14 protein-coding genes are annotated in these 11,809 nt (G+C 70.3%); 2 read left to right on the top strand and 12 right to left on the bottom strand.

What is annotated here, in order from left to right; genetic code table 11:
- Window positions 1-1,361 (bottom strand): anthranilate synthase component I (locus A5712_RS06350; RefSeq protein ID WP_068102629.1); only part of this gene is annotated, 1,361 nt, incomplete at its 3' end.
- A gap of 112 nt (window positions 1,362-1,473) precedes the next feature.
- Between A5712_RS06350 and A5712_RS06345 the strand changes: the two genes are divergently transcribed.
- Window positions 1,474-1,935, top strand: coding sequence for a peroxiredoxin (locus A5712_RS06345; protein ID WP_068102627.1), 462 nt, complete (start codon window positions 1,474-1,476; stop codon window positions 1,933-1,935).
- A gap of 41 nt (window positions 1,936-1,976) precedes the next feature.
- On the opposite strand, the gene A5712_RS32415 is transcribed toward A5712_RS06345, so the two are convergent.
- From A5712_RS32415 to A5712_RS06325, 4 genes are all read right to left on the bottom strand, one after another.
- A complete protein-coding gene (locus A5712_RS32415; RefSeq protein WP_068102623.1) occupies window positions 1,977-2,969 on the bottom strand; it encodes a PE family protein in 993 nt (330 codons plus the stop codon).
- A gap of 125 nt (window positions 2,970-3,094) precedes the next feature.
- Complete coding sequence (locus A5712_RS06335; protein WP_068102621.1) at window positions 3,095-4,198, bottom strand: calcium:proton antiporter; 1,104 nt, start codon at window positions 4,196-4,198, stop codon at window positions 3,095-3,097.
- 64 nt (window positions 4,199-4,262) lie between these two features.
- The gene (locus A5712_RS06330; protein WP_068102619.1) at window positions 4,263-5,087 is read right to left on the bottom strand and encodes an SAM-dependent methyltransferase; all 825 of its coding nucleotides are present in this window, start codon (window positions 5,085-5,087) and stop codon (window positions 4,263-4,265) included.
- Window positions 5,088-5,094: 7 nt separating this feature from the next.
- Entirely contained in the window at window positions 5,095-5,952 is an 858-nt protein-coding gene (locus A5712_RS06325) for a helix-turn-helix domain-containing protein (RefSeq protein ID WP_369830364.1), read from the bottom strand.
- Between the two features lie 56 nt (window positions 5,953-6,008).
- Here A5712_RS06325 and A5712_RS06320 point away from each other — a divergent pair, with 56 nt between their 5' ends.
- The gene (locus A5712_RS06320) at window positions 6,009-7,529 is read left to right on the top strand and encodes a serine/threonine-protein kinase (RefSeq protein ID WP_068102616.1); all 1,521 of its coding nucleotides are present in this window, start codon (window positions 6,009-6,011) and stop codon (window positions 7,527-7,529) included.
- Here A5712_RS06320 and hisI read toward each other — a convergent pair.
- From hisI to A5712_RS06285, 7 genes are all read right to left on the bottom strand, one after another.
- The gene (gene hisI, locus A5712_RS06315; protein ID WP_068102614.1) at window positions 7,526-7,873 is read right to left on the bottom strand and encodes a phosphoribosyl-AMP cyclohydrolase; all 348 of its coding nucleotides are present in this window, start codon (window positions 7,871-7,873) and stop codon (window positions 7,526-7,528) included. The genes A5712_RS06320 and hisI overlap by 4 nt on opposite strands.
- Window positions 7,870-8,655, bottom strand: a complete 786-nt coding sequence (gene hisF / locus A5712_RS06310) for an imidazole glycerol phosphate synthase subunit HisF (RefSeq protein WP_068102612.1) — start codon at window positions 8,653-8,655, stop codon at window positions 7,870-7,872. The genes hisI and hisF overlap by 4 nt, the downstream gene beginning before the upstream one ends.
- A 1-nt stretch (window position 8,656) precedes the next feature.
- On the bottom strand, window positions 8,657-9,469 hold the full coding sequence (locus A5712_RS06305; protein WP_068102610.1) for an inositol monophosphatase: 813 nt from the start codon (window positions 9,467-9,469) through the stop codon (window positions 8,657-8,659).
- 4 nt (window positions 9,470-9,473) lie between these two features.
- Window positions 9,474-10,208: a bifunctional 1-(5-phosphoribosyl)-5-((5-phosphoribosylamino)methylideneamino)imidazole-4-carboxamide isomerase/phosphoribosylanthranilate isomerase PriA gene (priA, locus tag A5712_RS06300; RefSeq protein ID WP_068102608.1), complete on the bottom strand. Its 735-nt coding sequence runs from the start codon at window positions 10,206-10,208 to the stop codon at window positions 9,474-9,476.
- The gene (gene hisH, locus A5712_RS06295) at window positions 10,209-10,826 is read right to left on the bottom strand and encodes an imidazole glycerol phosphate synthase subunit HisH (RefSeq protein WP_068102606.1); all 618 of its coding nucleotides are present in this window, start codon (window positions 10,824-10,826) and stop codon (window positions 10,209-10,211) included. It lies immediately after the preceding gene.
- Window positions 10,823-11,440: an imidazoleglycerol-phosphate dehydratase HisB gene (gene hisB, locus A5712_RS06290; protein WP_068102604.1), complete on the bottom strand. Its 618-nt coding sequence runs from the start codon at window positions 11,438-11,440 to the stop codon at window positions 10,823-10,825. Before hisB ends, hisH begins: the two co-directional genes overlap by 4 nt.
- Window positions 11,437-11,809 (bottom strand): aminotransferase class I/II-fold pyridoxal phosphate-dependent enzyme (locus tag A5712_RS06285; RefSeq protein WP_156766444.1); only part of this gene is annotated, 373 nt, incomplete at its 5' end. The genes hisB and A5712_RS06285, both read right to left, overlap by 4 nt.

The raw sequence follows: 11,809 nt of genomic DNA, 5'->3' as shown, positions 1-11,809 counted from the left end.
GCGATCGCGAAGTCGGCGTTGCCGGCGAAGTCGAGGTAGCCGACCACGCCGCCGTAGAGGCCGCGACGGGTCTTCTCCACCTCCTCGATGAGCTCCATCGCCCGCACCTTGGGCGCGCCCGAGAGCGTGCCGGCGGGGAAGCAGGCCGTCACCGCGTCCAGCGCGGTGCGGCCCTCGCCGAGCATCCCCGTCACCGTCGACACCAGGTGCATGACGTGGCTGTAGCGCTCGATGTGGCTGTAGTCGTCGACGCGGACGGTGCCGGGGGTGCAGACCCGGCCGAGGTCGTTGCGGCCCAGGTCGACGAGCATCAGGTGCTCGGCACGTTCCTTGTCGTCGGCCAGCAGTTCCTTTTCCAGCAGCTGATCCTCTTCGTCGGTGTCGCCGCGCCAGCGAGTCCCGGCGATGGGGTGCGTGGTGGCCCAGCCGTCGGCGACGGTCACCAGCGCCTCCGGGCTGGACCCGACGATCGAAAAGTCCGTTGCCCCAGCGCTATTGGGGACGTGCATCAGATACATGTAGGGGCTCGGGTTGGTGGCCCGCAGCATCCGGTACACGTCGATGGGATCGACGTCGGTGTCCATCTCGAAGCGCTGCGAGGGCACCACCTGGAACGCCTCGCCCGCCGCGATCTGCTCGACGAGGTAGTCGACGATCTTGCCGTATTCCTCGACGGTGCGCTGCGAGCGGTGCTTGGGCTGGGGCCGAGCGAACGTGGCAACGGTCGACGGCAGCGGCTGGCCCAGCGCCTTGGTCATCACGTCGAGGCGCGCGACCGCGTCGTCGTAGGCCTCGTCGACGCGCTCGTCGGTGCCGTTCCAGTTCACGGCGTTGGCGATCAGCGTGATGGTGCCCTCGTGGTGGTCCACGGCCGCGAGGTCGGTGGCCAGCAGCAGCAGCATGTCGGGCAGGCGCAGGTCGTCGACGGCCAGCTCGGGCAGGCGTTCCAGCCGTCGCACCAGGTCGTAAGCGAAAAAGCCGACCATGCCGCCCGACAGCGGCGGCAGCCCCGGCATGGCGGCGGTGGCCAGCAGCTCGAGGGTGGCGCGCAGCGCCCGCAGCGGGTCGCCGCCCGTCGGCGCGTCCTGCGGCACCGCGCCCAGCCAGACCGCTTCGCCGTCGCGCACGGTCAGCGCCGACGGCGCCCCGGCCCCGATGAAGGACCACCGCGACCAGGACCGCCCGTTTTCCGCGGACTCCAGCAGAAACGTGCCGGGCCGATTGTCGGCGAGCTTGCGGTAGGCCGACAGCGGAGTTTCGCTGTCGGCCAAGACCTTGCGGGTCACCGGCACCACACGGTGCTCCGCGGCGAGGTGGCGGAACTCCTCCCGTGAGGTGCCGGAGGCGAGGTGGGCGTGCACCGACCCATCTTCCCAGACGTGGGTGGGCGGCCCGCGCGCGTAACGTGGCTGCGATTTCAGAGGCCGCTTTTCGCACTGCCGTTACGCTCGCGGCACGCGTAGCGTGACGCGCATGAAACCTGGTGACACCGTGGCCGACTTCGAACTCCCCGACCAGACGGGAACGCCGCGCAAGCTGAGCGCCCTGCTAGCCGACGGCCCCGTGGTGCTGTTCTTCTACCCCGCCGCGATGACGCCGGGCTGCACCAAGGAGGCCTGCCACTTCCGCGACCTGGCCTCCGAATTCGCCGCCGTCGGCGCCAACCGCGTGGGCATCAGCGCCGACCCCGTCGAGAAGCAGGCCAAGTTCGCCGACCTGCGCAAGTTCGACTACCCGCTGCTGTCGGACACCGAGGGCACGGTCGCCGCGCAGTTCGGCGTCAAGCGCGGCCTGCTCGGCAAGCTGATGCCGGTCAAGCGCACGACGTTCGTCATCGACACCGACCGCACGGTGCTCGACGTGATCTCCAGCGAGCTCAGCATGGACACCCACGCCGACAAGGCGCTGGAGACGCTGCGAGCGCACTCTTCCTGATGCCGGCCTAGAACCGCAGGAAGTTGAGCGCCGGCGGCAGCCTAGGGCGCGTGGACGAAGCTGAAACCGCCCGTCGCGGCCGCCTCGAGGTTATTGCCCAAGAAGCCCAAGACCGTGGCGACGTTGAAGTTGCTGGCGACGCCGGAAACGACGCTGCCGGCAATCGCAATCTGGTTCGCCCCGGAAATGGTGGTGGCCATGTTGGCGACCCCGTCGCCGGCAACGGCGATGCCGCCGGTGCCTGACAAGACGTCGGCGACGTTGAAGTTGCTGCTCACAGTGCTGAAGGCCCCCGCCTCGGCGGTGCTGCCGTTGCCCGCGACCATGGCGGAGTCGAAGTTGCCGGTGGCTGCGGGGCTCCCACCGGCAAAAGCAACGCTGCCGTTTCCGAAAACGGTAGCCGTGTCATTGGTTCCGATCTGCGTAAGAGCCTCGCTGTTGTTGCCGAAAACGGAAGCGGAGTTGAGGTTGCCCGCGGTCAGTGCAAAGCTGCCGGTGCCGCGGACGAACGCGTTGTCGAGCAGGCCGTTGGATAGGGCAACGTTGTTGCTGCCGATGGCGGTGGCCGTGGACAATATGCCGCCCGTGGCGATGGCGGTGTTGTTCGGACCAAAGGCGAACGCAACGTCGCCCATCCCGGAGGTGGCTTTCGCGGACCCCGACTGGAACAGTTGGAACCCGCCGATCGACAGGGCCGAATCCTGGAAGGGACCGGGCAGTGTCTGGGCCGCCGCTCCGGCCAAGTTCATCACGTTGGCCGCCTCGGCGCTCGCATAGGAGCCCGCGCCGGCGCTCAAGGCCTGCACGAACTGCTGATGAAACGCCGAGGCCTGCGCGCTTACCGCCTGAAAGGCTTGCCCGTGCGCCCCGAACAGCGCCGCGATGGCCGTCGACACCTCATCCGTCGCCGCGGCCAGTACGCTCGTCGTCTGCGCCGCCCCGGCGGCATTGGCGGCCTGGACCGCCGAACCGATGCTTGCCAAATCCCCCGCTGCGACCGTCAGCGCCTCCGGCGCGGCAATCAGATACGACATTTGGCGCCTCCCGACGATTGAACGCTGGGTCGCCAAGGTCCGCTTGGGGCCGTCGGCGACGCGGAGAACTCTAGACCGCACCGGTGCGAAAATCACTGTTTTCGTTGAACAGCTTCCGGTAGCCCTCAGGGGATGATCGCCAAGAACACGTAGGCGGCCAGCAGCACCAGATGCACCTCGCCCTGCAGCCGGGTAGCCCGGCCGGGCACCACGGTCAGCATGCTGATCACCACGGTCAGGGCCAGCAGCACCAACTGGGTCGGCGCCAGGCCGAGCACCAGCGGCCCCTTCAGCCAGATGCTCGCCACCGCGATGGCGGGGATCGTGAGCCCGATGCTGGCCATCGCGGAGCCGTAGGCGAGATTCAGGCTGGTCTGGATGCGCCCGCGGCGGGCGGCGCGCACCGCCGCGAGCGTCTCGGGCAGCAGCACCAGCATCGCGATCACCACGCCGACGAACGACTGGGGGAAGCCGGCCGCCGTCACCAGGCGCTCGACGGCCGGCGACTCCTGTTCGGCCAGGCCCACCACCGCCACCAGCGCCACTAGCAGCAACACCAGGCTGACCAGCGCCGAACGCGCGCTCGGCGGGTCGGCGTGGTTTTCGTCCTCCTCGAACAGCCGCTTCTGGCCCTTCTGCGCGACCGGCAGGAAGAAGTCGCGATGCCGGACGGTCTGGGTGAACACGAACAGCAGGTAGAGCAGGAGCGAGATGACCGCGGTGAAGATGAGCTGGCCCGGCGAGAACTCCTTGCCGGGATGGCTGATGGTGAACGCGGGCAGCGCGAGGCTCAGCGTCGCCAACGTCGTCAGCGTGGCCAGCGCGGCTCCGCTGCCCTCGGCGTTGAACAACGTCACGCCGTAGCGCCGCGAACCCCACGACAGCGACAAACCCGCGATCCCGTTGGTGGTGATCATGAACGCGGCGAACGCGGTGTCCCGGGCGAGCGTGGCCGCCTCGTTGCCGCCCGACGCCATCAACTCGACGATCAGGGCCACCTCGATCACCGTCACCGCGCCCGCGAGCACCAGCGACCCGAACGGCTCGCCGACGCGGGCCGCGACCACCTCGGCGTGCTGGACGGCCGCCAGCACGGCGCCGATCAACAGCACGGCCTGCAGCGCGATCAGGACCGGCCCGAGGTGTTCGCCCCAGGTGGCGGTCAGCACGAGGACGGCGATCAGCGGCACCACTGTGGTCCAGGAGGCCCAGGACAGCCGTTTGCGCATCGCCCGCCATTCTCGCCGATGACACGCGCCGGCGCCCGACGGGTGCGCCTGGGTCAGGCCGGGTTCACGACTTGGTCGCCACCACGAAGTAGCCACGCGGAACGCCGGGCACGTCCATCGGGACGACGGGGTGCTCCCAGCGGTGCCACCGACTGCCGGGTTCGGCCACGTCGGTGACGACCGCGGTCCAGCCGCGGCCCTCGACGAGGGCGCCCGGTGTGTCGGTGCCGAAGACCCATGGCGCGCCGAGGCGGCGCATGAATTCCTGCGTCGACTGCAGAAACGGCGCCTCCAGCAGCGACTGGCCGATCACGTTGTAGAGCAGCACATCCCCCGGGGCCGACAGCGCGTCGATGCGCGCGAACAGGGTGTCGACGGCCGGCGCCTCGATGTACTGCAGCAATCCCTCGACCAGCCACGCCGCCTTCGCCGACGACGAATACCCCTGGCGGACAAGCGCTTCCGGCCAATCGTCGGAAAGGTCGATGCCGACCGCGACGCGCCGGCACCGGGGCGTCGCGCCGGCCAGTCGCTCGTCCTTGGTCGCGATCACCTGCGGCTGGTCCACCTCGTAGACCGTCGTGCCCGGCCGCCACTGAAGGCGGTACGCGCGGGCGTCCATGCCGGCGGCCAGGATCACCACCTGCAACGCGCCGTCGCGCTGGGCGTCGAGCAGCGCCTCGTCGAAAAAACGTGTGCGAATGGCGATCTCCGCCGGCGACTGTCCGGTCGCGGCCACCGCGTCGGCCAGCAACCGTCGGCCGTCGTCGCCGGCCAGCCGTTCGGCGAACGGGTCGGTGAACAGCGGCTCGTCGCGCCCGGCTTCCTCGGCGCGCACCGCCGCCGCGAGCAATCCGGTGGCCGCTACCGCTTGTCTGGTGTTGTCCATACCCCGATCATGACGACGCCGGCGCGGGCGATATTGGATTTTTGTGCCCCTCGACGGGGACGTGGCTGGGCAGCACGAGCGGCTGCCGACCGTACTGCGTCGGGGTCATCGCGGTAAACGCGCGGAACTCGCGAGCGAAGTGCGCCTGGTCGAAATAGCCGGTGTCCGCGGCGATGCGCGCACCGCCCGCCGTGCCCTCCCCGAGCCGGCGCAGCGCCGCCTGCAGGCGACGCACCCGCGCGTAGGCCTTCGGCGCCAGCCCGACCTCGGCCCGGAACAGCGCGATCATCCGCTTGGTCGACAGCCCCGTCAGGCGGCGCAGTTCGGCCATCCGGACCGAGGGGTTGGCCTCGACCGCCGCCAGCGCGGCGGCGACGCCGGGGTCGCGGCGCACGGAGAACCGGGCGCGCGACAGCAGGAAGTCGTCGAGGATGCCGAACCGGGCGGCGACCGAGGGGGCGGCGATCAACCGCTCGTGCAGCTCGCGGCCGCTGCGCCCCCAGATGTCGTCGAGGCCCACCGCGACGTCTTGGAGGTCGCCGAGCGGGATCCCGAGAAACGGAAACGCGCCCCCGGGCCGGAAGTGAATGGCCATGGCGGGCTCGTCGGCCGCGATGTCGGTGATGTACGCCGCGCGGTGCGGTCCGGTCACGACCGCGGGCGGAACCGTCAGGCGGGTGCGGCCGTCGGCGGCGTAGAAGTCCAGGCGCTGTCGCCGCCCGACGTCGAAGACGATGGTCACCGCGCCGCGGGGCAACGCCCGGCTTCGGTAGGTGGGCCCGCGGTGGCGCCAATGACCGAAGAACTCGACGTGCTCGGCCAGCGGCTGCGCGGGCCGATACAGCGCGGGTCGGGCCGACACCATGGGCAGCTCCTTGCGATTACGGCTTTGCGTGTCCGCTGGCTCAGTACCATGCTCACATGCCAGAAAGCGGTGCTCGCAGCGCAGGCCTGACCGAGGGGCAGGTCTTCGCCGGGTACACGATCATTCGGCGTCTGGGGACCGGCGGAATGGGCCAGGTGTATCTGGCGCAGCACCCGCGGCTGCCGCGTCGCGACGCCCTGAAGATCCTGCCCAGCGAGCTGACCGCGAACGACGAATTCCGCCAGCGCTTCAACCGCGAGGCCGACCTGGCGGCCAGCCTGTACAACGAGCACATCGTCGGCATCCACGACCGCGGGGAATACGACGGGCAGCTGTGGATCTCGATGGACTACGTGGAGGGAACCGACGCGGCGAAGCTGCTGCGGACTCAGTACCCGTCCGGGATGCCGAAAGCCGATGTGGTCGAGATCATTTCGGCCGTCGCGGACGCGCTCGACTACGCCCACTCGCGTGGGCTGCTTCATCGCGACGTCAAGCCGGCGAACATCCTGCTGACCGACGCGAGCCCGCGACGGCGAGTTCTGCTCGCCGACTTCGGGATTGCCCGCGAGCTCGGCGACATCAGCGGCCTGACCGCGACGAACATGTTGGTGGGCACCACCGCTTACTGCGCGCCCGAGCAGTTGCAGGGCCTCGACGTGGACGGGCGGGCCGATCAATACGCGCTGGGCTGCACCGCGTTCGACCTGCTGGCCGGGTCCGCCCCGTTTCGCCACTCCAACCCGGCGGTGGTCATCACCCAGCACCTGTCCGCGCCGCCGCCGAACATCAGCGAGCGCCGGCCCGAGCTGGCCGACCTTGACGGCGCCATCGCCAAGGCCCTGGCGAAGAAGCCCGAGGACCGCTACCCGACGTGCGCCGACTTCGCCGCGGCACTGGGCAGCCAGGTCGGCACCGCCGCCTCGGAAGTGACCGCCGGGCCCACCACGGTCATTCCGGCGCCGACCGCGGTGATCCCGAAGCCCACGAGCGCGCCGCCGCCCGCGCCCGAGGCGCGCGGCGGGCGGGGACCACTCGTGGCGATCGCGGCGCTCGTCGCAATCGCGGTGGTCGCCGTCGGCGCCTACTTTGGGGTCCGCGCTCTGGGCACCCGAAGCCACCAACGTCACGCCGCCGCGTCGTCGGCGTCGGCCGCGCCGGCGCCGTCCGGCAACGCCGCTGCAAGCCCGATCACGCTGTCCGGACAGATCACCGATCAGTCGGGCGTGCTGGGCCCGCTCGAGTACGACGCGGTGAACCGCGCGCTCACCAACCTCTACAACGGGCGCGGCACCCGACTGTGGGTGGTGTACGTCCCAAGCTTCGGCGGCCTCAAGCCGTTCAAGTGGGCCGAAAACGTCATGGTCGCAAACCATTTCACCGATAGCGACGCCATCCTGGCGGTGGCCACCGGTGAAACCGCGTTTTCCTTCCGCGTGCCCAACGCGGCGCTCACCGGAAAGGCCATCGACTTGGAGATGATTCGCCGTGATCGCATCGCGCCGGCCGTGTTCCGCCACGAATGGGCGCGCGCCGCGATCGCCGCGGCCACCGGGTTGGACGTCGCGCCGAGCTAGCCTTCGGGTTCCAGCAGCTGGTCGGCGTCGAAGCAGCTGTGATCGCCGGTGTGGCAGGCGCCGCCGACCTGGTCGACGGTCAGCAGCACGGTGTCGCCGTCGCAGTCCAGACGCACCGAATGGACGTGCTGGGTGTGGCCCGAGGTCGCCCCCTTGATCCACTGTTCGCCGCGGGATCGCGAATAATACGTGGCCTCACGGGTTTCCAGCGTCCGGGCCAGCGCGTCGTCGTCCATCCAGGCGACCATGAGCACGTCGCCGCTGCCGCGCTCCTGTACGACGGCGGTGACGAGCCCTTCGGCGTTGCGCTTCAGCCGCGCGGCGATGTTCGGGTCGAGCGTCATCGGACCGTGATCTGTTCTGCCGCCATCGCGGCCTTCACCTGCCCGATGGTGAGCTCGCGGAAGTGAAAGACGCTGGCCGCCAACACCGCATCGGCCCCGGCGGCGACCGCGGGCGCGAAGTGTTCCACCGCCCCGGCGCCGCCGCTGGCGATCACCGGCACCGTGACGGCCGCGCGGACGGCGCGCAGCATCGGCAGGTCGAAGCCCGCCTTGGTGCCGTCGGCGTCCATCGAGTTGAGCAGGATCTCCCCCACCCCGAGTTCGGCGCCGCGGGCCGCCCATTCCACGGCGTCGATGCCGGTGCCCCGGCGCCCCCCGTGGGTGGTCACCTCCCAGCCCGACGGCGTCGGCGCCGATCCGGCGGGCACCTTGCGGGCGTCGACGGACAACACGATGCACTGGGAGCCGAATTGGGTTGCCATTTCGGCGAGCAGGTCCGGCCGCGCGATCGCGGCGGTGTTGACGGAGACCTTGTCGGCGCCCGCGCGCAACAGGGTGTCGACGTCGGCCACGGTGCGCACCCCGCCGCCGACCGTGAGCGGGATGAACACCTGCTCGGCGGTCCGGCGCACTACGTCGAGCATGGTCGCCCTGCCCGACGACGACGCCGTCACGTCCAGGAAGGTCAGCTCGTCGGCGCCTTCGGCGTCGTAGGCCGCGGCCAGCTCGACCGGATCGCCGGCGTCGCGGAGGTTTTCGAAGTTGACGCCCTTGACGACCCGCCCGGCGTCGACGTCCAGGCACGGGATCACGCGCACGGCAAGGCCGGTACCCGCGTACATCTCAGTAGTCCTCCGGATCGCCGACGGCGCTCAGGATCTCGAGGATTTCGCCGTGCGCCCCGGGGGCCGCGGCCAGCACCGAGTCCGACGCGGGCGTCCACGGTTTGCCGGCCAGGTCGGTGACGATGCCACCCGCGGACCTCACCTGCGCCACCCCGGCGGCGTGGTCCCATACGTGCCCACCGAAACTGATTGCGGCGCCGAGTATTCCGTCGGCGACGTAGACGAGGTCGATGCCGGTGGAGCCGTGCATGCGCAGCCGCGACGAGACCCGGCTCAGGTTCTCCAGCAGGGCAATCCGGTAGCGCCCCGGAAACCGGCCGCGCGAGTCGGCGCTGAACGTTCCGACCGCGAGGAGGCTGTCGGCGAGCTGCGTGGTTTCCAGGGACGGTTGCGGCGCACCGTTTTTGACCAGCGGGCCGCCCGCGATGGCGGTGTAGCGCTCGCCGACGAACGGCAGCCAGGTCAGGCCCGCGACCGGCTCGCCGTCGTGCAGCAGGGCCAGCAGGATCGCGGCCATCGGCGACCCGGCCGCATAATTGAACGTCCCGTCGACGGGATCCACCACCCACACCCACGGCGAGTCCACGTCGGTGCCGCCGAATTCCTCGCCGTGCACGCCGATCCCGGTGGTGGCCTGCAACGCGGTGACGACCTGGCGTTCGATCGCGAGGTCGATCTCCGTGGCAAAGTCGTTGCCCTTCTTGGCAACCGCGGAATCGGCGCGGTGGCCCTCCAGGAAGCGCGGCACCGCGGCGTCGAGGATGACTGACGCCTTGTCGACCAAGGGCGAGACCATCGCGTTGAGGTCCATGCGGCTACGCCCTCACCGCGGCCAGAGCCTGCGGCAGGGTGAACCGCCCGGCGTACAGCGCCTTGCCCACGATGGCGCCCTCGACCCCGCGGTCGGTGAGCGTGGTGATGGCGCGCAGGTCGTCCAGGCTAGACACACCGCCCGACGCGATCACCGGGGCCTCCGTGCGGTCGGCCACCGCACCCAGCAGCTCCAGATTGGGGCCGCCCAGGGTTCCGTCCTTGGTGACGTCGGTAACGACGTAGCGCGAACACCCTTGGCCGTCAAGGCGTTCCAGCACTTCCCAGAGGTCGCCGCCGTCGGTCTCCCAGCCGCGTCCGCGCAGCCGATGCTGGCCGTCAACGATCTGCACGTCGAGCCCGACGGCCACCTTGTCGCCGTGTTCGGCGATCGCCCGCGCGCACCATTGCGGGTTCTCCAAGGCGGCCGTGCCGAGGTTGACCCGCGCGCAGCCGGTGGCCAGCGCGGCGGCCAGCGAGTCGTCGTCGCGGATCCCGCCGGACAACTCCACCTGCACGTCGAGCTTGCCCACCACCTCGGCGAGCAGCTCACGGTTGGAGCCGCGGCCGAACGCGGCGTCCAGGTCGACCAGATGGATCCACTCGGCGCCGTCGCGCTGCCAGCCCAGCGCGGCGTCCAGCGCCGAGCCGTACTCGGTTTCGCTGCCGGCTTTGCCTTGCACCAGACGCACGGCACGGCCCTCGACCACGTCGACGGCCGGTAACAGAATCAATGGCATTTACAGTCCCTCAACCCAATTGCTCAGCACGGCCGCTCCGGCGTCGCCGCTCTTCTCCGGGTGGAATTGGGTGGCGGACAGGGGCCCGTCCTCGACCGCGGCCAGGAACGGCACCTGGTGCGTCGCCCAGGTCAGCAACGCCTTGTCCGAACCCTCCCAGCGCTGCGCGGCGTAGGAGTGCACGAAGTAGAACCGAGCGCCGGAGTCCAGCCCCTTGAACAGCACGCTGCCGGTCGCGGCGTTCACCACGTTCCAGCCCATGTGCGGGATCACCGGCGCGTCCAGCCGCGTGACGGCCCCCGGCCACTGCCCGCAGCCCCTGGTCTCGACCCCGAATTCCACCCCGCGGGCGAACAGGATCTGCATGCCCACGCACACGCCGAGCACGGGGCGCCCGGCGGCCACCCGCTCGGCGATGATGCGATCTCCCCCGACCTTCCGCAGGCCCGTCATGCACGCCTCGAAGGCGCCGACCCCGGGCACCACCAACCCGTCGGCGGCCGCCGCGGCGCCCGCGTCGGCGGTCACCTCGACCGACCCGCCGACCCGCTGCAGCGCGCGTTGCGCCGACCGCAGGTTGCCCGAGCCGTAGTCGAGCACCACGATTGATTTCGTCACAGAACACCCTTGGTGGACGGCACACCCGACACCCGGGAATCGAGCTCGACCGCGTGACGCAGCGCTCGGGCCACCGCCTTGTACTCGGCTTCGGTGATGTGGTGCGGGTCGCGGCCGTACAGGACGCGCACGTGCAGCGCGATGCGGGCGTTGGAGGCCAGCGTTTCGAACACGTGCCGGTTGACGACGGTGTGATACGGCACCGAGCTGCCGGTGATCGTGGTGTGCTGCAGGTGGTCCGGCTCGCCGGTGTGCACGCAGTAGGGACGCCCGGACACGTCGACCGCGGCGTGGGCCAGCGCCTCGTCCATCGGGATGAAGGCGTCCCCGAAGCGCCGGATGCCCTTCTTGTCGCCCAGCGCCTGCCCGAGCGCCTGGCCCAGCGCGATGGCGGTGTCCTCGATGGTGTGGTGACCCTCGATCTCGGTGTCGCCCTTGGTGCGCACGGTCAGGTCGAAGCTGGCGTGGCTGCCCAGCGCCGTGAGCATGTGGTCGTAGAACGGCACCCCGGTGTCGACATCGACCTGTCCGGTGCCGTCGAGGTCGAGCTCGACGACGATGTCGGATTCCTTGGTGCGCCGTTCGATTCGCGCGCGGCGTGTTTCGGTGGTCACGGGGCTCCTACTGAGGTGGCTGGGGCCAGTTCGGTGGCCGCGATCTGGGCGCTGGCCCGCAGGAAGGCGTCGTTCTCCTCGGCCAGGCCCGTCGTGGCGCGCAGGTAGCCGGGGATGCCGACGTCGCGGATCAGCACGCCGGCGTCCAGGTAGCGCTGCCAGGTGGCCGGCGCGTCGGCGAATTCCCCGAACAGCACGAAGTTCGCATCGCTAGGGATCACCCGAAAACCCATGCCGCTCAACGCCGTTGTGACGCGTTCCCGTTCGGCGATCAGGGTGGCGACGCTACCCAAGGTGTCGTCGGCGTGCCGCAGCGCGGCGCGGGCCGCGGCCTGGGTGACCGACGACAGGTGATACGGCAGCCGCACC

This window comes from Mycobacterium sp. E2327, from assembly GCF_001672675.1.
In the GTDB taxonomy this organism is placed as follows: Bacteria; Actinomycetota; Actinomycetes; order Mycobacteriales; family Mycobacteriaceae; genus Mycobacterium.
The sequence above is the reverse complement of the archived record's forward strand: the minus strand, read 5'-3'. Positions and strand labels throughout refer to the sequence as shown.